Annotated in this window: 18 protein-coding genes and 1 pseudogene; 11 read left to right on the top strand and 8 right to left on the bottom strand. The window is 56.9% G+C overall.

Annotated features, from left to right (window positions below):
* Positions 1-122 precede the first annotated feature (122 nt).
* Entirely contained in the window at positions 123-1,562 is a 1,440-nt protein-coding gene (cls, locus tag QMX84_RS05955; protein WP_262124149.1) for a cardiolipin synthase, read from the bottom strand.
* Between the two features lie 133 nt (positions 1,563-1,695).
* On the opposite strand from cls, the gene QMX84_RS05950 reads away from it, so the two are divergent.
* On the top strand, positions 1,696-2,214 hold the full coding sequence (locus QMX84_RS05950) for a DUF3617 domain-containing protein (RefSeq protein ID WP_048373504.1): 519 nt from the start codon (positions 1,696-1,698) through the stop codon (positions 2,212-2,214).
* Positions 2,215-2,264: 50 nt separating this feature from the next.
* Here the strand turns inward: QMX84_RS05950 and folE2 are convergent, their stop codons facing one another.
* Complete coding sequence (gene folE2, locus QMX84_RS05945; protein ID WP_262124150.1) at positions 2,265-3,161, bottom strand: GTP cyclohydrolase FolE2; 897 nt, start codon at positions 3,159-3,161, stop codon at positions 2,265-2,267.
* A gap of 149 nt (positions 3,162-3,310) precedes the next feature.
* Between folE2 and zigA the strand changes: the two genes are divergently transcribed.
* From zigA to QMX84_RS05930, 3 genes are read left to right on the top strand one after another with little or no spacing between them, the layout of a single operon-like run.
* A complete protein-coding gene (zigA, locus tag QMX84_RS05940) occupies positions 3,311-4,519 on the top strand; it encodes a zinc metallochaperone GTPase ZigA (protein ID WP_153328747.1) in 1,209 nt (402 codons plus the stop codon).
* Positions 4,516-5,166: a DUF1826 domain-containing protein gene (locus tag QMX84_RS05935; RefSeq protein WP_048373498.1), complete on the top strand. Its 651-nt coding sequence runs from the start codon at positions 4,516-4,518 to the stop codon at positions 5,164-5,166. The genes zigA and QMX84_RS05935 overlap by 4 nt, the downstream gene beginning before the upstream one ends.
* A gap of 40 nt (positions 5,167-5,206) precedes the next feature.
* Positions 5,207-6,181, top strand: coding sequence for a CobW family GTP-binding protein (locus tag QMX84_RS05930; RefSeq protein WP_282363404.1), 975 nt, complete (start codon positions 5,207-5,209; stop codon positions 6,179-6,181).
* Between the two features lie 223 nt (positions 6,182-6,404).
* On the opposite strand, the gene QMX84_RS05925 is transcribed toward QMX84_RS05930, so the two are convergent.
* Positions 6,405-6,812, bottom strand: coding sequence for a DUF3301 domain-containing protein (locus QMX84_RS05925; protein ID WP_262124151.1), 408 nt, complete (start codon positions 6,810-6,812; stop codon positions 6,405-6,407).
* A 113-nt stretch (positions 6,813-6,925) separates the two neighbouring features.
* Between QMX84_RS05925 and pdxY the strand changes: the two genes are divergently transcribed.
* On the top strand, positions 6,926-7,798 hold the full coding sequence (pdxY, locus tag QMX84_RS05920) for a pyridoxal kinase PdxY (RefSeq protein ID WP_048373495.1): 873 nt from the start codon (positions 6,926-6,928) through the stop codon (positions 7,796-7,798).
* 109 nt (positions 7,799-7,907) lie between these two features.
* Here the strand turns inward: pdxY and QMX84_RS05915 are convergent, their stop codons facing one another.
* Positions 7,908-8,393, bottom strand: a complete 486-nt coding sequence (locus tag QMX84_RS05915) for an acyl-CoA thioesterase (RefSeq protein ID WP_048373808.1) — start codon at positions 8,391-8,393, stop codon at positions 7,908-7,910.
* 287 nt (positions 8,394-8,680) lie between these two features.
* On the opposite strand from QMX84_RS05915, the gene QMX84_RS05910 reads away from it, so the two are divergent.
* Positions 8,681-10,441, top strand: coding sequence for a cation:proton antiporter (locus QMX84_RS05910; RefSeq protein ID WP_048388241.1), 1,761 nt, complete (start codon positions 8,681-8,683; stop codon positions 10,439-10,441).
* A gap of 83 nt (positions 10,442-10,524) precedes the next feature.
* Here the strand turns inward: QMX84_RS05910 and QMX84_RS05905 are convergent, their stop codons facing one another.
* The 3 genes from QMX84_RS05905 to uvrD form a co-directional block, all read right to left on the bottom strand.
* Positions 10,525-10,932, bottom strand: coding sequence for an SMI1/KNR4 family protein (locus tag QMX84_RS05905; RefSeq protein WP_048373723.1), 408 nt, complete (start codon positions 10,930-10,932; stop codon positions 10,525-10,527).
* Positions 10,933-11,068: 136 nt separating this feature from the next.
* A complete protein-coding gene (locus tag QMX84_RS05900; RefSeq protein ID WP_048373724.1) occupies positions 11,069-11,923 on the bottom strand; it encodes a Tim44 domain-containing protein in 855 nt (284 codons plus the stop codon).
* 209 nt (positions 11,924-12,132) lie between these two features.
* Positions 12,133-14,313 (bottom strand): DNA helicase II, encoded by a 2,181-nt coding sequence (gene uvrD / locus QMX84_RS05895; RefSeq protein WP_262124153.1) that lies wholly within the window; start codon positions 14,311-14,313, stop codon positions 12,133-12,135.
* Positions 14,314-14,732: 419 nt separating this feature from the next.
* Here uvrD and QMX84_RS05890 point away from each other — a divergent pair.
* From QMX84_RS05890 to QMX84_RS05880, 3 genes and pseudogenes are all read left to right on the top strand, one after another.
* A pseudogene (locus QMX84_RS05890) lies at positions 14,733-16,439 on the top strand (EAL domain-containing protein); the annotation flags it as partial.
* 156 nt (positions 16,440-16,595) lie between these two features.
* Positions 16,596-17,462: a transcriptional regulator HexR gene (gene hexR, locus QMX84_RS05885; protein ID WP_048373728.1), complete on the top strand. Its 867-nt coding sequence runs from the start codon at positions 16,596-16,598 to the stop codon at positions 17,460-17,462.
* A gap of 192 nt (positions 17,463-17,654) precedes the next feature.
* Entirely contained in the window at positions 17,655-17,867 is a 213-nt protein-coding gene (locus QMX84_RS05880) for a hypothetical protein (protein WP_153336114.1), read from the top strand.
* On the opposite strand, the gene QMX84_RS05875 is transcribed toward QMX84_RS05880, so the two are convergent.
* Complete coding sequence (locus QMX84_RS05875; RefSeq protein WP_262124155.1) at positions 17,809-18,771, bottom strand: LysR family transcriptional regulator; 963 nt, start codon at positions 18,769-18,771, stop codon at positions 17,809-17,811. The genes QMX84_RS05880 and QMX84_RS05875 overlap by 59 nt on opposite strands.
* 192 nt (positions 18,772-18,963) lie before the next feature.
* Here QMX84_RS05875 and QMX84_RS05870 point away from each other — a divergent pair, with 192 nt between their 5' ends.
* Positions 18,964-20,379 (top strand): acetyl-CoA carboxylase biotin carboxylase subunit, encoded by a 1,416-nt coding sequence (locus QMX84_RS05870; RefSeq protein WP_048373732.1) that lies wholly within the window; start codon positions 18,964-18,966, stop codon positions 20,377-20,379.
* Between the two features lie 11 nt (positions 20,380-20,390).
* Positions 20,391-22,199, top strand: a complete 1,809-nt coding sequence (gene oadA, locus QMX84_RS05865) for a sodium-extruding oxaloacetate decarboxylase subunit alpha (RefSeq protein WP_123750586.1) — start codon at positions 20,391-20,393, stop codon at positions 22,197-22,199.
* The last annotated feature ends 135 nt before the right edge of the window (positions 22,200-22,334 follow it).

The raw sequence follows: 22,334 nt of genomic DNA, 5'->3' as shown, positions 1-22,334 counted from the left end.
TATAGTAAGTAGCTCGGCATTGCACCGAGCTACGCAGCTTAAGGAGAGGTTAAGAGACTGTCTCAACGCGGGAGGCTTTTCAGACATGGCCGATCGCAGGTTCAGACATGTCTTACGTGGATTTATAAAACCGGTGAAACCAGGCGCGCCACTCGCATGCCCAGTTGCTGCAGGCGGTGAGTCGACTTGATGTCTTCACTGGTGATTTCGCGGCTCAACGCGAAGTCATCCATGAGCATGTGTTCCACGTCGGCGGCGAACGCTTGGTCTACCGTGAGCAGCATCACCTCGAAGTTAAGACGGAACGAGCGGTTGTCCATGTTGGCGCTGCCAATTGCGCTGATCTCGTTGTCTACCAATACGGCCTTCTGATGGATAAAACCGGGCTGATAACGGAAGACCCGCACCCCTGCGCGAACCGCTTCGAAGGCATACAGACTGGACGCGGCGAAGACGATTTTATGGTCGGGGCGCGACGGTATCAGGATGCGCACATCCACGCCGCGCAACACGGCGAGGCGCAAAGCGGAGAACACCGCCTCGTCGGGCACAAAGTAGGGGCTGGTAATCCACACCCTTTCATTGGCGGCATGGATGGCTTCGACGAAAAACAGCGAGCAGGTTTCGTAAGGATCGGCCGGGCCGCTGGCCATGAATTGGCAGAGCACGCCTGTCTCGGGATAGCTCTTGGGCAGGATCAACGGCGGCAATTGTCGCGATGCCCAAAACCAGTCTTCAGCAAAAGATTCCTGCAAGCAGGCAACCACCGGGCCGCTGACTTCGACATGGGTGTCTCGCCATGGCGAGAGCGGAGGCTTGGCCCCAAGGTATTCATCGCCCACGTTATGCCCGCCAACAAAACCCAGCAGGCCGTCTACGACCACCACTTTGCGGTGGTTGCGGAAGTTGATCTGGAAGCGGCTGATCCAGCTGCCGCGTGTGGCAAAGGCGTAGGTTTGCACGCCACCGGCACGCAGTGTTTCGCCGTAACTTTTGGGCAAGGCGTGGCTGCCGATGCTGTCGTACAGCACATACACCGCGACGCCTTCGGCGGCTTTTTCCAGCAAGAGCGCCTGGAGTTTTTTGCCGAGGTCGTCGTCGTGAATGATGAAGAACTGCACCAGCACGACTTTTTCAGCGGCGCGAATGGCTTTGAAAATCGCTTCGAAGGTGGCGGTGCCATTGATCAACAAACGCACGCTGTTATTCGCCAGGCACGGCATCCGCCCCAATCGAGGCATGGCGCGCAACGAGCCATAGGCTTTGGAGTTTCGAGCGGTAAGGGCTTCTTCTACCCAGGGGCGCCAGTTCAAGTCACTGATGGCTTCACGCATTTCCTGATTGGCTTCGCGGCGCGCTTTGATGTAATCGTCAAAGGTGCTGCGGCCAAAGATCAGATACGGGATGAGCGTCACGTAGGGAATAAAGAACAATGACATGGCCCAGGCAATGGCGCCTTGTGCTGTTCTGACGGTTAACACTGCGTGCACGGCGGCAATCAAGCCTAAACTGTGGAGCAGTAAAATCAGGTATCCAATGACGTGCGGGCCTAAAAAATCCATGCGTATCCTTACTCCTCAATGTCCAACGCTATTACAACAGACCGTGTTCTGATGCGAATGTGCTATTCAGCTTCGAGTGCAACACTCGCGATCATTCGGCGTCTAACGCTGACAATTCCATAGGAGTGACTTAATGAATGTTCGTCTGCTAGGGGTGTTTCTAGCGTGTGGTTTTTCGATCCCTGTGGCCCAAGCGCAAATGCTGCAGCCGGGTCTCTGGGAAGTGACCTCGAGCAATATGCAGGTAGACGGCCAACAGTTGCCAGACCTGCAGGTAATGTTAGGACAGTTTCAGAACATGATGACCCCAGAGATGAAAGCTCAGCTGGAAAGCCAAGGCGTCACCCTGGGCGGTAAAGGTATCCGTGTATGCCTGACACCCGAACAGGTGCAGTCGGATGATATTCCGTTGGCTGACCCCAAGTCCGGGTGCAATCAGCAGATCACTGAGCGTAGTGGAAATCAGTGGAAGTTTCGCTTTAGTTGCCCAAATGCTCAGGGGGCTGGAGTCGCCACATTTGCCAGTGACCGTGAGTTCACCACGGCGGTGATCGGCTCATTCAATGCAACGGGCGTTGCGCAAAAAGGCAGCATGGACACGCGTGCTGTGTGGCTGGGGCAAAACTGCGGCGCCGTTAAACCCCGCACGTAATTCAGAGGGGCCGCGCAACGTGTTCCACGCCGCGCGGACCCTCCATTGGATTAACGCGCTTTCCAGTTCCAGCGACTCTCTGCCACAGCGTCATGGCTGTGCAGACTCTCAGCGTGAACCACCTTCAGATTAAAACCCTGCACCCCAGGCACTGCCTTCAGTGCCACATTCAATCGCCGCGCCGCGTCCTCACAAAACATCAAGTTCTGCCCATTGGCCAAAGCGAAGGCTTGTTCGTCAGCACGTTTCACAGCGGTTTGTACGGCGGTGCCCAACGCTGCTTCGGCCTCATCAATGATCACTTCAATCGGCAGCGCTCGCTGATCGTTGCTGAGCTGGGTTTGCAAAATCGCCGTACTTCTTTGGCTGTGAGGCGTCGCCACAATGCCCTGCGAACTGCCTAGCCAGGCTAAAACATCGGCGTGTTCTAACGGCTTGTTGGCGAAGTCATTCACAAATTGCTGCTGGATAAGTTGGCGAGCCAAGGCCGCCGAGCAAGGGCACGTCGATGAATAGTTCACATCAATTTTTAGTTCCACGTGGAACATTCCGTTTTTCAGAGACGCATCGATGCTCACCGGGTAGGTCTTCCAACCACTCAGTGGGCTGACCAATGCGGGACGTTTTAACAGCATCTGGGTGTGGATTCGCAGGTAGGCACAGATCGATAAATCATCGTGACTGTCGAGAAATTGCTGCAAAATTTTTTTCAAAAGTAGCGGGTTCAGGTCCTGCGACTCGAGCATTTCGAGCGCTAAATAAAGTCGTGACATATGAATGCCACGCGCCTCGCCGTCGTCCAAACTCACGCCGGCGTCGGCTGTTGCCGTTAGCCGCTGGCCTTCAATAACAATCGGCAAGGCAATGCCACACATCCCGACCCAATCCAGTGGAACAATTTGTCGGGCGTTTTGTGAAGCAATGTCCGGAAGGGTTAAAGCATTCATAAAGGTCTTCCATCGGGAGGTTGGGCTTAATGTTACAAGATAACAATTCTGATGCTTTGTATTGTTATAATGTATCATTATCGACGAGCCCGAATAGGGTCAGTCTTCAAGCGGGCGCTTTGACCTGCCAACCCTGATGAGGAAGTCCCATGCGTAAACGTCTACCAGTGACCGTGTTGTCTGGTTTTCTCGGTGCAGGAAAAAGCACCCTTTTGAATTACATTTTGCGAAACCGCGAAGATTTGCGCGTGGCGGTTATCGTCAATGACATGAGTGAAATCAACATTGATGGTGGCGAAGTTCAGCGAGACGTCAGCCTGAACCGAGCCGAAGAAAAATTGGTCGAAATGAGCAACGGCTGCATCTGCTGCACCTTGCGTGAGGACCTGCTGGAAGAGGTCAGCAAGTTGGCCAATGACGGCCGCTTTGACTATTTATTGATCGAATCCACGGGCATTTCAGAACCGTTGCCAGTGGCTGAAACCTTTACCTTTCGCGATGAGTCGGGCCAAAGCCTGGCCGATATCGCTCGCCTGGATACGATGGTGACGGTGGTCGATGGCCTGAATTTCCTGCATGACTATCAAGCCGCAGAAAGCCTGGCGTCACGTGGCGAGACCTTGGGCGAGGACGATGAGCGCTCAATCACTGACCTGCTGATTGAACAAATTGAATTCGCTGATGTGATTTTGATCAGCAAAATTGACCTGATCAGCAGTGTCGAGCGCCAGGAATTAATCGCCATTCTTGAGCGTTTGAATGCACACGCCGAAATCATCCCGATGGTGATGGGCGAAATCCCGCTGAAAAAGATCCTCGATACCGGCCGTTTTGACTTTGAACGCGCAGCTCAAGCACCGGGTTGGCTGCAAGAATTGCGCGGTGAGCACGTGCCTGAAACCGAGGAATACGGCATTGCTTCTACGGCTTATCGCGCGCGCCGTCCGTTTCATCCCGAGCGTTTTTTTAACTTTATTGACCGGCCCTGGACCAACGGCAAATTGCTGCGTTCCAAGGGCTTTTTCTGGCTGGCCAGCAAGTACCAGGAAGCGGGCAGTTGGTCACAGGCCGGTGGCCTGATGCGCTACGGATTTGCCGGGCGTTGGTGGCGATTTGTGCCCCGTGAGCAATGGCCGCAAGACGCAGAAACCAAGGCCGAAATTCTTAAAAAATGGCTGCCGGAGACTGCAGATTGCCGTCAGGAACTGGTGTTTATCGGGCAGCACATCGACTTTGCCCTGCTTTCGGCCGAGCTGGATGCCTGCCTGCTCACGGACCAGGAAATGGCCCTCGGCGTAGAGGGCTGGCAGCAACTGAATGATCCGTTCGGCGACTGGTATGACGAGGTGGCGGCATGAGTAACGTTGTACGACTTATCCGGCCGTTGGTCGGACATGTCAGTGGGCAAACGCCCGAAACCATGACGCGAATCCTCGACGATGAGGTCAATCTGGCTATTTGGCAGCGCCAATTACCAGTGCACATCAGCCATTTTGCAGAGCTGTTGCTCTCGCTCGGTGAACCGCTGGCGGATGCCTTGGTGCTTGAGATGGGCGATGAAAATGCCCAGCCCAACCTCAAGGGCTTGGCTTCCCGGTTTAACGATCTGGACGGCTATGAGGGCTTCATTGCTGATATTTCCTGGCTGGTCAGTGCCTACGCCTGTTTATTAGGCGCAAAACGCGTGGGCCTGCGTCTCAGGGCCTTGGATAAGGCCATGTGCCCACGGTTTCACGTCGACCATGTGCCTGTAAGGCTTATTACCACGTACGCAGGGCTTGGGAGCCAGTGGTTGCAGGAAGGCGTGATGAACCGTCGTCATCTCGGTCAGGCCCAGGCAGAACCCGCCGAGCCATCGCGTATTGAGCAGGTGAACACCGGTGATGTGGCGTTGCTCAAGGGCGAGAAATGGCAAGGCAACGAGGGCGCGGGGTTGATTCATCGTTCTCCGGCCCTGGCAGACGGTGAACGGCGACTGATTTTGACCCTGGATTGGTTGGCCTGAGGCATATTGCTGCTTTCGATCAAAACAGAAGCTGGCGATGATGTTGCAGAACATTCCTACCCACGTAATTGCCGGACCTTTGGGTGCCGGCAAAACCAGCCTGATTCAGCACCTGATGACGCAAAAGCCCGCCGACGAACGCTGGGCTGTACTGGTCAATGAGTTCGGCCAAATTGGTCTGGATGCGGCCCTGATGGGCGCTGGAAGCGACGCCATAGCCATTGCTGAAGTGGCCGGTGGTTGTGTGTGTTGCGTCAACGGTGCGCCATTTCAAATCGGTTTGAGCCGTCTCTTGCGCAAGGCCCGCCCTGATCGGTTGTTTATCGAGCCGTCGGGGTTGGGGCATCCCGCGCAAATTTTAAAACAGCTCAGTGAAGCGCCCTGGTTGGGGGTTTTGGCGTTGCAGCCGTGCGTGATGGTGCTCGATGCACAGGCGATGGCTCAGGGAAAAACGCTCCCCGAAACTCAGCAAACGGCCCTGAAAAGTGCCGGTTTATTGGTCATGAATAAATCTCATAGTATGCAAAAAGAGCAACGTGAGCAGATTGCATACGGCCTGCCAAGGTGCCCGATTTTGTGGGTCGAGAATGGCCGAATCCCTTTAAAATCGCTGCCTGTAGCCGACATGAAAGATATTCATCCTGTGGATAAGTCATTGATTTATAAGGATATTATTCAGGTTGTCAGCATTTTTACTGACCCCGGAATCCCTATACAGCAGGCTCAGCTTCAACCTGAAGGCTGGAGTGTGGGGTGGCGCTGGCATGCCTCGCGGCAATTTGATTTGAGTCGCTTGCAGCAGTGGTTGAAAAGCCTCGATTGGCGGCGCGCCAAGCTGGTTGTCAGGGCTTCAGAGGGCTGGTTTTCGAGTAATTCTGTGGATAACTCGCTGCAATCCTGGAAACCCAGCGAGTGGTGTCAGGATTCACGGTTGGAATTGATCTTTGAGCAGCCGCAAGACCTCGAGGTGCTCCGCGCCGGGCTGCAAAGTTGCCTGATAAAGGAACAGGGGTGAGCCAAGAAGGGCCTAAAGCCCAGTGATTACGGGGATTTTGTGCTGGTAAAATTGTCTTACAATTTAAACTGTGTGCAGCCGTTATGACGCTTAAAAATCTGCGCGAGGCGTCTAAATCAAGGGTTTCAGCGGAGTTATCCACAGGCGTACTTAACTCGCGATTATCTGGACAACCAGAAGATCGCGAGGCATCGCAGGCAGACGTGGGCGTTATAGAGGCGGCTCAGTGGCGGGTCTTGCTGTGTTCCTGGCGCCATTGGCTGAGTTCAATCACCTGAGCGCTGTGCACGACCGTTGGCTCAGGTTCTTCCTCGGCCCTGACCGGGTAGGGCGGCAGGTCAATTTTGGCGCTGTGCGCGCCGAACTGAGTGATGGTCCCGGTATGGCGCTGATCGCCGGTGACCGTAAATTCGAAGTTATACACACGGGCCAAGCGCTTTTGCCCATTGGCATCAGCGATAAAGCCAATTTTTTTCAGCGCCACGTTGTCATCGAGCAACTCAATATCGAGTTTTCGACAATGCTGTTTGACCCGTTCGAGCGCACGCTCACGCAGGCCGTGGTTGTGCCACAGCCAGGCAGCGCCCGTTGCCAGCAGCATCAGCACAAACATATTTCCCAGGGTCAGCATTCAATGCGCTCCAACAGATTGGGTTCAGCTTAACTGTGTCTTCAGCCTGTCGTACAGGTCATGTTTAGTCGCATACTGCGTGGCTTGAATCCACTAGCAGTCTGGAATCCGGCATGAAACGTACACCTCACTTACTCGCCATCCAATCCCACGTGGTTTTCGGCCATGCCGGCAACAGCGCAGCTGTGTTTCCTATGCAGCGTGTTGGCGTGAATGTCTGGCCTCTGAACACGGTGCAGTTCTCTAACCACACTCAGTATGGTCAGTGGGCGGGCGAAGTGTTGGCCCCAGAACAAATTCCTGCACTGGTTGATGGCATTGCTGCGATTGGCGAGCTGGGCAACTGTGATGCCGTCCTGTCGGGCTACTTGGGCAGCGCCGCGCAAGGGCGGGCGATTCTGCGCGGCGTGGCCCGCATCAAGGCCACCAACCCGCATGCGCTGTATCTGTGCGATCCGGTGATGGGGCACCCGGAGAAGGGCTGCATCGTGCCGCAGGAAGTGAGTGATTTCTTGCTCGACGAAGCGGCCGCCGTCGCTGACTTCTTGTGCCCTAATCAGTTGGAGCTGGACAGCTTTTGTGGCCGTGCGCCGCAATCACTCTTCGATTGCCTGGCGATGGCGCGCAGCCTGTTGGCGCGGGGGCCAAAAGCGGTGCTGGTGAAGCATTTGTCGTATCCCGGCAAGCCTGCAGAAAGCTTTGAGATGCTGCTGGTGACTGCCGAGGGCAGTTGGCACCTGCGCCGCCCGCTGCTGGCCTTCCCGCGCCAGCCAGTGGGCGTGGGCGATCTGACGTCCGGGTTGTTCCTGGCGCGCGTGCTGCTGGGTGACAGCTTGGTGGCGGCCTTTGAGTTCGCGGCGGCAGCGGTGCATGAAGTGCTGCTCGAAACCCAGGCCTGTAGCAGCTATGAGTTGCAACTGGTGCGTGCACAAGACCGCATTGCCCACCCGCGTGTGCGGTTTGAGGCGGTGCCGATCAGTTTGTAAGCTGCCACTTTCGCCAATGCCCTGTAGGAGCGAGCTTGTCTCGCGATCTTTTTGATCGTTTAAAAGATCGCGAGACAAGCTCGCTCCTACAGAGGTTGGGCGGTGTGGTTTACAGCGTTTCGTCTTTCAATTCGCGATAGCGTTGTTCCAGTTCCTGGCGGATCTGGCGACGTTGCTTGCCCTGGATAAAGCGGCGTTTATCTTCGCTGTTCAATGGTTGCAAAGGCGGTACAGCCGCCGGTTTACGGTCGTCATCAACCGCCACCATGGTGAAGAAGCAGCTGTTGGTGTGGCGCACTGAACGTTCACGAATATTTTCGGTGACCACTTTGATCCCGACTTCCATCGACGTGTTGCCGGTGTAGTTGACCGACGCCAGGAAGGTCACCAGCTCGCCGACATGAATCGGCTCACGGAAAATAACCTGGTCCACCGACAAGGTGACCACATAACGCCCTGCATAGCGGCTCGCGCAGGCGTAAGCGACTTCGTCGAGGTACTTGAGCAGGGTTCCGCCGTGAACATTGCCAGAGAAGTTGGCCATGTCCGGGGTCATCAAGACCGTCATCGACAATTGGGAGTTTCCGGGTTCCATAGCAGCAGGCTCGCGGTTGTGTTGCAGCAGTGAAGTGGGCATCTCTGCGGACGCTTTGTGATTTTTTGAAACAGTTAATAACGGGACGCTGTCGCTTTGGCTGTCGTCACGCTCTGTTGTATCTGTTTCCATATATTGCACCGCCTTTCAGCCAGAAGTCGCGCTGTTAGCGTGCAAATGTCCTTCGTTCGGACAATTCCTACACTTAAAACTATCGAGATGCGCAGCGTATCAAGCTGGGTCTGTCGTTTTGTTGCCGGGCAAAAATTATAAAGGAGCGTCACGCCATGCATGCCATCAGCTTTATCCAGGATTTGGCAGTCATCATGCTGGTCGCAGGCGTGGTGACTATTCTGTTCCACCGGTTCAAGCAGCCGGTGGTGCTGGGTTACATCGTGGCAGGTTTTATTATCGGTCCGCACACCCCGCCTTTTGGCCTGATTCACGATGAAGAAACCATCAAGACCCTGGCTGAACTCGGGGTGATCTTTTTGATGTTTTGCCTGGGGCTGGAATTTAGCCTGCGCAAACTGTTCAAGGTCGGGGCCACCGCGTTTATCGCAGCGTTTATGGAAATTACGCTGATGATCTGGATCGGCTACGAAATTGGCCGCTGGTTCGACTGGAACACCATGGATTCGCTCTTCCTGGGCGCGATCCTGGCGATTTCCTCGACCACCATCATCGTGAAAGCGCTTAACGACCTGAAGATGAAAAACGAGCGCTTCGCGCAGCTGATTTTTGGCGTGCTGATCGTGGAAGACATCTTGGGCATCGGGATCATAGCCTTGCTCTCGAGCATCGCCGTGAGCGGCAGTGTGAGCCCGGAAGAAGTCTTTTCGACGGTCGGCAAATTGTCGCTGTTCATGATCGTCGCGCTGGTCATCGGCATCTTGTTGGTGCCGCGCGTGCTGGCCTATGTGGCCCGTTTTGAAAGCAACGAAATGCTCCTGATCACCGTGCTGGGCCTGTGTTTTGGCTTCTGCCTGCTGGTGGTACGGCTGGAATACAGCATGGTGCTGGGCGCCTTCCTGATCGGCGCGATCATGGCCGAATCGCGCCAGTTGCTGAAAATCGAACGCTTGATCGAGCCAGTACGTGATCTGTTCAGCGCGATCTTTTTTGTCGCCATCGGGCTGATGCTCGACCCGGCCATTTTGATGGAATACGCCCTGCCGATCGTGGTGATCACCGTCGCGGTGGTTCTGGGCAAGATGCTTTCGTGCGGGCTTGGCGCTTTTATCGCTGGCAATGACGGACGCACCTCACTGCGTGTCGGGATGGGCCTTTCACAGATTGGCGAATTCTCTTTCATCATTGCGGCGCTGGGCATGACTTTGCAGGTCACCAGCAGCTTCCTGTACCCCGTAGCGGTCGCCGTATCGGTGCTGACCACTTTGATGACGCCTTACCTGATTCGCGCCGCAGACCCGCTCTCGCTCAAGCTGTCCCATGTGGTGCCGGGGCGTGTGTCGCGGGTCTTTGGGTTGTATGGGGAATGGCTGCGCAGCATTCAGCCGCAAGGCGAGGGGGCTTTGCTCGCGGCGATGATCCGCAAGATCTTGCTGCAGGTGGGCGTCAATTTGGCCCTGGTGATCGCTATTTTCTTTGCCGGCGGCTTTTTCGCCCCGCGGATCGCGCGTTACCTTCAGGGCTGGATCCTGGAGCCGAGCTGGCAAAAAGGCATGATCTGGGGCCTTGCCTTGCTTCTGTCGCTGCCGTTTTTGATCGCGGCGTATCGCAAGCTCAAAGCGCTGTCGATGTTGCTGGCCGAGATGGGCGTTAAACCGGAAATGGCCGGGCGGCACACACAGCGTGTGCGTCGGGTGATCGCTGAAGTGATCCCGATTCTGTCGTTGCTGGTGATTTTTCTGCTGCTGTCAGCCTTGTCGGCGAGCATCTTGCCGACCAACGAACTGCTGATCGTGATTGCCGTGGTGGCAGCGGGCGTTGCGGCGGTGTTGTGGCGCTGGTTTGTGCGTATTCACACGCGTATGCAGGTGGCGCTGCTGGAGACGCTGGATAACCACAAGGAAGGCAGCCACTGAAAACTGTGTAGGAGCGAGCTTGTCTCGCGATCTTTTGATCGTTTAAAAGATCGTGAGGCAAGCTCGCTCCTGCAGGGTGTTTATCAGCTTTCCAGCCAGACGTCGCGGGCCCAGTGCCAAACCGACTCCCAGGTTTCTTCGGTGACCAGCTCTTCTTCTGCGGACCACAGCACCACGGTGCCGTCTTCTTCGACGCAGTAGAAGTCGTCACCGTCCTGGCAGATGGGGATCAGGCTGCGATCAACGCCGGCATCCCAGGCGTTCGCTGCCACATCCGGCAAGTAGGTGTGGGACTGAGGGTCGGTCACGGTGACCGGCTCCAGGCTGCCATAGACAACGTCGCTGACAGTCAGCAAAAACTCCCGGAAGACAAAAGGAATATCGATGAACAATTGTTCTTCGATTTCGACCAGCAGGTCCTCGTCAGGCAGTTCCAGAGGAACAGGTACCGGTTCGTTGGCTTCACGTAATTGTTCGATAATTTCTTCCACGACCTCAATCCTCATGCTCTGTATGGCGCGGTTTATATGACGGGCTTTATACAGTAGCTCGTTATAAGTGCAATCGTGAAATGCAAAGCCCCGGACAAGTCCGGGGCTTTGGTTACAGCATGTAATACCTGAGGGATCAGCCGTTCTGGCGGATACCGGCAACCAGCCAAGGCTGGTTCTCGCCTTGTGGGCGTTCCATGTTCCAGCTTTCGCTGAACGCTTCGCCTTGGTCGAAACGCGAGTTCTTCGAGATGCCGCTGAAGGTCAGGGTGGCGATCGTCTTGTCGGCGCGATCATCCACACCTTCAAGTTGAACCTGCAGATCGTCGATGTAGGTCGACTGGAAGCCGTCGCCCAGCTCAGCACGCTCGCGCTTGAGGAACTCAAGCATTTGCGGGGTCACGAACTCGGCGATTTTGTCCATTTCGTTGGCATCCCAGTGCTGTTGCAGGGATTGGAAATGGTTACGCGCAGCTTCCAGGAAGCTTTGTTCGTTGAACCAGGCCGGTGCGTTGATCACCGGACGGGCTGCGGCAGGAGCAGCCGAACCGCCGAAGATCGAGTTCAAGGCTGGCTTTTGCTCGAACACTTCGCGCTGCATCGGCGCATGGCCAGCTGGCGCCATGTCAGCTTGTTGCTTGCGTCGACGCGCGGCAATGAAGCGGAAGATCACAAAGGCGATGACCGCCATGATCAGGATGTCGAAGAACTGCATGCCCTGGAAGCCGCCACCCATGAACATGGAGGCCAGCAGGCCGCCAGCCGCGAGGCCAGCCAGAGGGCCTAGCCAGCGCGAAGCACCGCCGGCTTTGGCAGCGGCGCCCGCAGCGCCTGCGGCAGCAGGAGCTGCTGCGGCTGGAGCCGCTTGGCGAGTTTGATGGCTTGGCGCTGAACCGGCGCTTTTGCCGCCGCCGAAGCGTTTGGCGTTCGCGTCGAGGCTCATCGTTAAACCGATGCACAACGCCATGGCGATGCTAAGAAAACGTTTCATAAAGGGAATTCCCATTTGTGGATGACACGCGCGCCATGTTGCACAGGTGAGGTGTGACTGGCTAGCAGTGAAATGTTTCGGGCTTTTGCCTGATTGGGTGTAGGACGGATCCTGAAGTCACGTAATACATGTAGGAGAGAGCTTGCCTTGCGATCTTTTTGACGCTCAAAAGATCGCGAGGCCAGCTCGCCCTACAGGCTATTAACGTGTCATACGGCCTCTAGCTTGGCGTAGCCCATCATCAGCCACTTGCTGCCGTCGGGGAAGTTCACCTGTACCCGGGCCTGTGCGCCGGCGCCTTCAAAATTAAGGATCACGCCCTCACCAAACACGGCGTGCTTCACCAGTTGGCCCAGCTTGAATTCGGTTTCGGGAATCTCCGAACCGCCGAACAGCGTGCTGGCGCTTTGTTTCTGGCCGCCGAAAGGGCGGCTGACACTGTTGGACAGACGAACTTCCTGGATCAGACCTTTTGGTACTTCACGCACGAAGCGCGAAACCTTGTTGTAGGTTTCAGCACCATAGAGGCGTCGGGTTTCTGCATAGGTCATGACCAGGTTGTGCATCGCCCGGGTGATGCCCACGTAGGCCAGGCGACGTTCCTCTTCAAGGCGGCCAGGCTCTTCCAGGCTCATCTTGTGTGGGAACAGCCCTTCTTCCATGCCCACCAAGAACACGTACGGGAACTCCAGGCCTTTGGCGCTGTGCAGCGTCATCAGCTGGATACCGTCTTCGTGTTCTTCAGCCTGGGTATCACCGGCTTCCAGCGAGGCATGACCGAGGAAGGCGGCCAGAGGCGACAGCTCTTCGTCTTCTTCATTGCTTTCAAAGTTGCGCGCCGCGCTCACCAGTTCCTCAAGGTTTTCTACCCGGGCCTGGCCTTTTTCACCTTTTTCCGCCTCGTGGTAGGCAATCAGCCCACTTTGCTCGATCACGGTCTGGGTCATCAGGTGCAGCGGCATGTCCATGACTTTGGCGGCGAGGTTCTCGATCAGCTCGATAAAGCCTGCGATGGCGCCAGAGGCACGGCCCGGCAAGGCTTTATTGGCGATCAGCTGGCGCATGGCTTCCCACATCGACACATTGCTGTGACGGGCGTGCTCGCGGATGGCCTCGACGGTTTTTTCACCGATGCCCCGCGCCGGAACGTTGATCACCCGCTCCAGTGCCGCATCGTTGCCGCGGCCTTCGAGCAAGCGCATATAGGCCATGGCGTTTTTGATTTCAGCGCGTTCAAAGAAGCGCTGGCCGCCATAAATACGGTACGGGATGCGTTCGCGCAGCAAGGCTTCTTCCAGCACCCGCGACTGGGCGTTGGAGCGGTACAAAATAGCGATGTCGTTGCGGGCCAAACCGGTGTTCAACGCGCTCTGGATGGTTTCGACCACATAGCGCGCCTCATCATGCTCGTTGAAGGCCGCGTACAAATTGATCGCTTCGCCATCACCTCCGTCGGTCCACAGCTCTTTGCCCATGCGCCCGCTGTTGTTGGCAATCAGGGCGTTGGCGGCTTTGAGGATGCCGGCCGTGGAGCGATAGTTTTGCTCCAGACGAATGGTTTCGGCGTCCGGGAAGTCGGTTGAGTACTGGTAGATGTTTTCGATCTTGGCGCCGCGCCAGCCGTAAATCGACTGATCGTCATCGCCTACCACCATCAAGCTGTCGCCACCTTTGGCGAGCAAACGCAGCCAGGCGTATTGCACGGCGTTGGTGTCCTGGAATTCGTCGACCAGGATGTGCCGGAAGCGTTTTTGGTAGTGCTCCAGCAACCCCGGGTGGTCGCGCCACAGATCGAGGGCACGCAACAGCAGCTCAGAGAAGTCGATCACGCCTGCACGCTGGCAGGCGGCCTCGTAGGCCTCATAAATGCTGCGCATGGTGCCCAGGAACAAATCGCCGCTGGCTTGAATGTGCTGTGGGCGCAGGCCTTCGTCTTTCTGGCCGTTGATAAACCATTGGGCCTGACGCACCGGCCAGCGCTGCTCATCGAGCCCCAGATCGCGGATGACACGCTTGACCAGGCGTTGCTGGTCGTCGCTGTCGAGAATCTGGAACGTCTGGCTCAACCCGGCTTCTTGCCAGTGAGCCCGCAGCAGGCGGTGTGCCAGCCCGTGAAAGGTGCCCACCCACATGCCGGCCGGGTTGATCCCCATAAGCTGCTCGATACGATGACGCATCTCGGCAGCGGCCTTGTTGGTGAAGGTCACCGACAGCACGGAGTGCGGGGACGCGTTTTCGACCTGGATTAACCAGGCGATACGGTGCACCAGCACACGGGTTTTGCCGGAACCTGCGCCGGCCAGGACCAACTGACGCCCAATACTGGCCGTGACGGCCTGACGTTGGGCATCGTTGAGGGAATTTAACAAGAGAGAGAGATCTTCGCGCATCGACGCATTCTAGGGTGCCGGGGCTAACCGGGCAAACACCAATCCAGTTCTGTTGGGCCGTCTGTCGTGGCGTTGTGCCAAACGTCAAAAAAGAGTGTCTACAGGCTGTTACGTCATTGATTTGGTTAACTGCAATAATGTCGTCTATTTTTTGACGTCTCATCGTTTGGTCGTGGGCGCTGCTTGTGTATGCTCGGGCGACTTTTTTGGCTCATCTCCCTTGAATAAGAACGTTGCCGATGAATCAGAGTTTTACCTCCCTGGGGATTTATTCCGGCTTAGGATTCGGGCTTTTTCTGGCTCTGCTGGGGGCATTCGTCTGGCGAATTGATCTGATTAATCAGCGTCGCAAAGTACGCCGTAAAAAATTCAAAAGCGTGTTCGAAGAACTGCAGGACGCCAATTTTCGCAGTGAACAGCTCAACGCTGAGCTCGCCCGTGAGGTCGAGCAGCGTCGGCTGGCGTCGACGGTGTTCGAGGCTGCCAGCGAAGGCATCGTGATTCTTGATCCCACCTATAAGATGCTCACGGTTAACCAGGCGTTCAGCCGGATCAGCGGGTATGACGTGGCAGAGCTGGTGGGTCGCCGGGTCGATGAGTTGGCCTGCAGCCGTGATGCGCGGCGGCATTTTCCGATCATTCAGGCCTCGCTGGCAGAGCACGACAGCTGGTTGGGTGAACTGGTTGAAACCCGCAAGAACGGCGAACTCTACCCGCAATGGCTGCAACTCAAAGTGGTGCGTGACGACGCCGCGCAGGTTAGCCATATCGTGGCCTTTATTACCGACCTGTCGGCGCGGCGTATCGTTGAGGCGCGGGTACGCCACCTGACGCATTTTGATGAGCTGACGGGGCTGGCCAATCGGCTGCTATTTAAAGAGCGTCTGGAAGAGGCCAATCAGCGCATTCGCCAAGGCACGTCGAGAAACCTGGCATTGCTGCACATCGACCTGGATCGCTTCAAATTGCTCAACGACAGCCTCGGGCCGGAGCTGGCGGACCAAGTGCTGCAAAAGATTGCAGAGCGCCTGACCAAGGCATTGCCCGAAGCCGACACCATTTCGCGTCTCTCCAGCGATGAGTTTGCCGTGCTGTTCGATGCCTACGGCAGCCTGACCAGCCTGGCGCGGGTTGCCACCCGGCTGCTGGGCAAGCTGAGCCGGCCGATAGTGGTCGATGGTCACGAGTTGGTGGTCAGCGCATCGATGGGCATCAGCCTGTTGCCCGATGGTGCGCGAGACATCGCCCAGTTGGTCAGCCAGGCCAACAAAGCCATGCAACAGGCCAAACATATGGGCGGCGGGACGTTTCAGTTTTTCAGCCACAGCCTGCAACACAGCACCCTTGAGCGTTTGCAGTTGGAAAATCAACTGCGCAAAGCCATTGGCGAACGCAAACTCAGCGTTTTTTATCAGCCCAAGCTTTGCCTGAAAAACGGCCGTCTGGATTCTGCCGAAGCCTTGGTGCGCTGGGATCACCCGGAGCTGGGCAGCGTGTCGCCGAGCGACTTTATTGCGCTGGCTGAAGAAACCGGCCTCATCGTGCTTATCGGTGAGTTTGTGCTGCGTGAGGCCTGTCGTCAGGCCGCGCAATGGCAACAGGCGGGGCTGGCGCCGATACGGGTGTCGGTGAACTTGTCGGGGCATCAATTGCGCCAGGGCAACCTGGTCAGCCTGGTGCGCCAGGTGCTGGAAGATACCGGTCTGGCGCCGCACTGCCTGGAGCTTGAGATCACCGAAAGCCAGTTGCTTGAAAATGTCGACTACGTGATCGCCACCTTCCAGCAATTGCATGAATTGGGCGTGAAACTGGCCATTGATGACTTCGGCACCGGCTACTCATCGCTCAGCTACCTCAAGCGCTTTGCGGTGGACTACGTAAAAATTGACCAGACGTTTATCCGTGGCGTGGGCACCTGTGTTGAGGACGATGCCATCACCAAGGCGATCATTGCCATGGCCCACAGCCTGGAGTTGAAAGTGGTGGCCGAGGGCGTTGAAAACGAAGTGCAACTGGCGTTTCTCAAGGAGCATCAGTGCGACGAAGTGCAGGGTTACTTGATCAGCAGCCCGACCAACGCTCAGGCCATGGCTGATTTATTGCGGGCGGGTGTATCCATTTGGTAGTGGTGAGAAAGGCTACATGCCCTGAAAACACGGCATTTTGCTGATAAGGCTTGCGAGACTACGACGTATTGGTTGGGCAAAAAACGAATTCTTGTAGTATAACTACAAGATTGCTACATCCCCGGCGCCCGCCGCTTCCAGACCGAGTCCTGCCTTTTGAACCTGCTGCAACATATCGCCCAGTCACGCCACTTGTTACGTAAATCGGAACTCAAGGTCGCCGATCACGTGCTGCTTGATCCTGCGGCTGTAATGCACAGTTCCATGGCCGACCTTGCTCACAGCGTGGGTATCAGCGAACCCACCATCGTGCGCTTTTGCCGGGCGATCGGCTGTTCGGGGTTTCAGGACCTAAAACTCAAGCTGGCGCAAAGCCTGGCAGCGGGTGCCAGTTTTGGTCAGTTTGCGATTCATGAAGACGATTCGGTTGCCGATTACAGCCTGAAAATCTTCGACACCACGCTGCACACCTTGATGGACGTGCGCGAGAAGCTCGACCCGGTGGCGTTGCAGCAGGCCGTGACCGCCATGTCGCAAGCGCAACGGGTGGAGTTTTATGGCTTTGGTGCATCGGGCGCTGTGGCGGCGGATGCGCAGCATAAGTTTTTCCGGTTGTTGCTGACGGCGGCGGCGTATTCCGACCCGCACATGCAGGCGATGTCGGCGGTAACCCTAAAGCCGACAGACGTGGCCATTTGCATCTCGCAGTCCGGGCGTTCCAAAGACTTGCTGATCACCGCCAACCTGGTGCGTGAAAGTGGCGCGACGCTGATTACCCTGTGCCCAAGCCAAACGCCTTTGGCTGAACTGGCGACGGTGAACCTGGCGATCGACGTGCACGAAGACACCGAAATCTATACCCCGCTGACCTCGCGTATCGCCCATCTGGTGGTGATTGACGTGTTGGCGATGGGCGTTGCCATGGCCCGCGGCCCGAGCCTGGTCAACCACCTTAAAAGCGTTAAACGCAGCCTTCGCAGCCTGCGCCTGTCGCCAAAATCGCTGAAAAGCCACGAAGATTAAGAGCGTTGAAGATCCACGGTGGGAGCGGGCTTGCTCGCGATGGAATCGCTGCGATCATTCAGGTAAACCGTGTTGTCTGAATCGCGAGCAAGCCCGCTCCCACAGTTTCATCCCCCTGTCACTGCACGTTCGCAAAGTCGTCACAAACAAAGTCCATCGTGAAACTCCCGTACACGCCTTGGGAGACTCGAAATGGCCCAGCCTTACGAAGAACGCAACAGCGCCGTCAAAACCCGCCGTCAACAAGAAGACCAGCGTCGCATGGCCTTTCGTCGTGCGATTGAAGACCTTACGGACCAGCGTCAGCTGCGCCTGGAAACAGCCGATTACCCTGATATCGCTGCAATCAATTACTGGCAGACCCCGTCGGCAAGTGGCCGTCGAACCGCTCAACCAGCGCGCTGATTTGTTGGCGTTCACTGCGAATAAATTCCAGGAACGCATGCGCCACCGGTGACAGGCGTTTGGCTTTGGCCTGCACCAGGCACCAACTGCGATACAGCGGCAATTCTTCGACCGGCAGCTCATGCAGCAGGCCGGTCGCCAGCTCCAGGCTGACGGCGTGGCGCGTTAACAGCGCCACGCCTAACCCGGCCACTGCGCACTCACGTTGCGACTCGTTCGATGACACTTCCAGGGTTTGATTGAAGTGCACGCGCTTTTCCTTGAAGTATTCCTCACACGCCATGCGCGTACCCGAACCTTGCTCGCGCATCAGCAAGGTATACGGTTCAAGGTCTTGCAAACGCAGCGGGCCACGCTCGCACAGCGGATGCCCGGCCGGGGCGACGGCAACGATGGGGTTGTTCAAGAACGGTAGAAACTCCAGGCCCATGTCCAGCGGCACCATCGACATGATCACCAGGTCATCGCGGTTGTCCGAAAGCCTGCGCACGGCCTGCGCCCGATTGACCACCGTGAGCTGCAAATTGACCTCTGGGTGCTGGCGCTTGAAGGCGGCAAACAAATGCGGCACGAAATATTTTGCGCTCGATTCGATGGCCAGTTTCAGCTGGCCTTGCAACGAGCCCAGCATGTCCGACAGCTGCATATCGAGGTTTTCGAGGCGTCCGAAAATATCCCGGCTCGCCAGCTGAAGCGCTTCAGCCGCTTCAGTGAGGTAGAGCTTTTTGCCCACATAATCGAACAAAGGCTGGCCAATCAGCTCTTCCAGCTGACGAATTTGTAGACTTACGGCGGGTTGCGTCAGCGACATTTCTTCTGCTGCGCGGCTGTAAGAGCGCAAATCGCACACCTCATTGAACACCTGAAGTTGGCGAAAAGTTATACGCATCAATGACTTACGCATTTTATTGATTTCTCTTAAGGCAAGTGAGTTGCCTGACTATAAGTCTTTGCTTATGGCAGGCCCAAGAATTATTGATTTTTGTTTATTCATGCGTAGGACTAGTGTGACAACGCAACGGTTCAGACACATTTGGACACGTGCGGACCTGGTCTAGCAGGTCGTTTGTTCCATGGGCTTTAGGGAAAAATCCAAGTGATAAAAAAGATCCTGATCGCCAACCGCGGAGAAATTGCCGTCCGTATCGTGCGTGCCTGCGCAGAGATGGGCATACGCTCCGTAGCGGTTTATTCCGAGGCTGATCGCCACGCTTTGCACGTCAAGCGTGCGGACGAAGCACACAGCATTGGCGAAGACCCGCTGGCCGGTTACTTGAACCCGCGCAAGTTGGTGAACCTGGCCGTTGAAACCGGCTGCGATGCGTTGCATCCCGGTTATGGCTTTTTGTCAGAGAATGCCGAGCTGGCGGATATCTGTGCCGAACGCGGCATCAAGTTCATCGGCCCGGCCGCCGAAGTCATTCGCCGCATGGGCGACAAGACCGAAGCCCGCCGCAGCATGATCAAGGCCGGTGTGCCGGTAACGCCGGGCACCGAAGGCAACGTTGCCGATATCCACGAAGCGCTGATCGAAGGCGACCGTATCGGTTACCCGGTCATGCTCAAAGCCACCTCAGGCGGTGGCGGTCGTGGTATTCGTCGCTGCAACAGCCGCGAAGAGCTGGAACAAGCGTTCCCGCGTGTGATCTCCGAGGCCACCAAAGCGTTTGGCTCGGCTGAAGTCTTCCTCGAAAAATGCATCGTTAACCCCAAGCACATCGAGGCGCAGATCCTCGGTGACAGCTTCGGCAACGTCGTGCACTTGTTTGAGCGCGACTGCTCGATCCAGCGTCGCAACCAAAAGCTCATCGAAATTGCTCCAAGCCCGCAACTGACCCCGGAACAACGCGCCTACATCGGCGACCTGTCCGTGCGCGCAGCCAAGGCCGTGGGCTACGAAAACGCCGGTACTGTGGAGTTCCTGCTCGCCGAAGGCGAGGTGTACTTCATGGAGATGAACACCCGGGTGCAGGTGGAACACACCATCACCGAAGAAATCACCGGTATCGACATTGTTCGTGAGCAAATCCGCATCGCCTCTGGCCTGCCGCTGTCGATCAAACAAGAAGACATTCAGCACCGTGGCTATGCCCTGCAATTTCGGATCAACGCTGAAGACCCGAAAAACAACTTCCTGCCCAGCTTCGGCAAGATCACCCGTTACTACGCGCCCGGCGGGCCTGGCGTGCGGACCGACACGGCGATCTACACCGGCTACACCATCCCACCGTATTACGACTCCATGTGTCTGAAACTGGTGGTGTGGGCACTGACATGGGAAGAAGCGATGGACCGTGGTTTGCGCGCCCTCGACGACATGCGTCTGCAAGGGGTCAAAACCACCGCCGCGTATTACCAGGAAATCCTGCGTAACCCGGAATTCCGTAGCGGCCAGTTCAACACCAGCTTCGTAGAAAGCCATCCAGAACTGACCAACTACTCGATCAAGCGCAAACCCGAAGAGCTGGCCCTGGCCATCGCCGCCGCCATTGCCGCCCACGCGGGCCTGTGAGGAATAAAACAATGTCCAAGAAAATTTTCGTAACCGACACCATCCTGCGTGACGCCCACCAGTCCTTGCTGGCCACCCGCATGCGCACCGAAGACATGCTGCCGATCTGCGACAAGCTCGACAAAGTCGGCTACTGGTCGCTGGAAGTGTGGGGCGGCGCGACGTTTGACGCCTGTGTGCGTTTTCTGAAAGAAGACCCGTGGGAGCGTCTGCGCCAACTGCGTGCGGCATTGCCTAACACCCGCCTGCAAATGCTCCTGCGCGGCCAGAACCTGCTGGGCTATCGCCACTACAGCGACGACGTGGTTAAAGCATTCGTCGCCAAGGCAGCCGTTAACGGTATCGACGTGTTCCGTATCTTCGACGCCATGAACGACGTGCGTAACCTGCGCGTGGCCATCGAAGCGGTAAAAGCCGCTGGCAAGCATGCCCAAGGCACCATCGCTTACACCACCAGCCCGGTGCACACCGTCGAGGCGTTCGTGGCGCAGGCCAAGCAGATGGAAGCCATGGGCTGCGACTCGATCGCAATCAAAGACATGGCTGGCCTGCTGACACCGTTCGCCACTGGCGACCTGGTCAAAGCGCTGAAGGCTGAAATCGGCCTGCCGATCTTTATTCACTCCCATGACACAGCCGGCCTGGCTGCCATGTGCCAGCTCAAAGCGGTTGAAAACGGCGCCGAGCACATCGACACCGCGATCTCCAGCTTCGCTTGGGGCACCAGCCACCCGGGCACCGAGTCGATGGTCGCGGCCCTTAAAGGCAGCGAATACGACACCGGCCTCGACCTGGCGCTGTTGCAGGAAATCGGCCTGTACTTCTACGCCGTGCGTAAGAAGTACCACCAGTTCGAAAGCGAATTCACCGCCGTCGACACCCGTGTACAAGTCAACCAAGTGCCGGGCGGGATGATCTCCAACCTCGCCAACCAGCTCAAAGAGCAGGGCGCGCTGAACCGCATGAGCGAAGTGCTGGCCGAGATCCCGCGTGTGCGTGAAGACCTGGGCTTCCCGCCGCTGGTGACCCCGACCTCGCAAATCGTGGGCACCCAGGCATTCTTCAACGTCTTGGCTGGCGAGCGCTACAAGACCATCACCAACGAAGTGAAGCTCTACCTGCAAGGTGGCTACGGCAAAGCGCCGGGCGTGGTGAACGAAAAACTGCGTCGTCAGGCCATTGGCAACGAAGAACTGATCGACGTGCGTCCGGCTGACCTGCTCAAGCCAGAAATGGCCAAATTGCGTGGCGAAATTGGCGCACTGGCCAAGTCTGAAGAAGACGTGCTGACCTTCGCCATGTTCCCGGACATCGGCCGTAAATTCCTTGAAGAGCGTGCTGCGGGCACCCTGGCTCCAGAAGTGCTGCTGCCGATCCCTGAAGCGGGTGGCGTGAGCAAAGCGGGCGGCGAAGGCGTGCCGACCGAATTCGTGATCGACGTCCACGGCGAAAGCTACCGCGTCGACATCACCGGTGTAGGCGTCAAGGCCGAAGGCAAGCGCCACTTCTACCTGTCCATCGACGGCATGCCGGAAGAAGTGGTGTTCGAGCCGCTCAACGAATTCGTCGGCGGGGCCTCCAGCAAGCGCAAACAAGCCAGCGAGCCGGGCCACGTCAGCACCGCCATGCCGGGCAACATCGTCGACGTGCTGGTCAGCGTGGGCGACACCGTCAAGGCGGGCCAATCGGTGCTCATCACCGAAGCCATGAAAATGGAAACCGAAGTACAGGCCTCCATCGCCGGCAAAATCGTCACCATCCACGTCATCAAAGGCGACCGCGTCAACCCGGGCGAAATCCTGATCGAAATCGAAGCCTGATACGCCATTGATTCAAACGCTTTAAACCTCGGGGGAGCATGTGCTCCCCTTTTTTTTACCCGAGATTTGACCCCGACCTGTAGGAGCGAGCTTGCCTCGCGATCTTTTTAAGATCAAAAGATCGCGAGGCAAGCT

The sequence above is a fragment of the Pseudomonas sp. PS01297 genome (assembly GCF_029959305.1).
Taxonomy (GTDB): Bacteria; Pseudomonadota; Gammaproteobacteria; order Pseudomonadales; family Pseudomonadaceae; genus Aquipseudomonas; species Aquipseudomonas helleri.
This window is presented reverse-complemented; position numbering and strand designations above follow the sequence as displayed.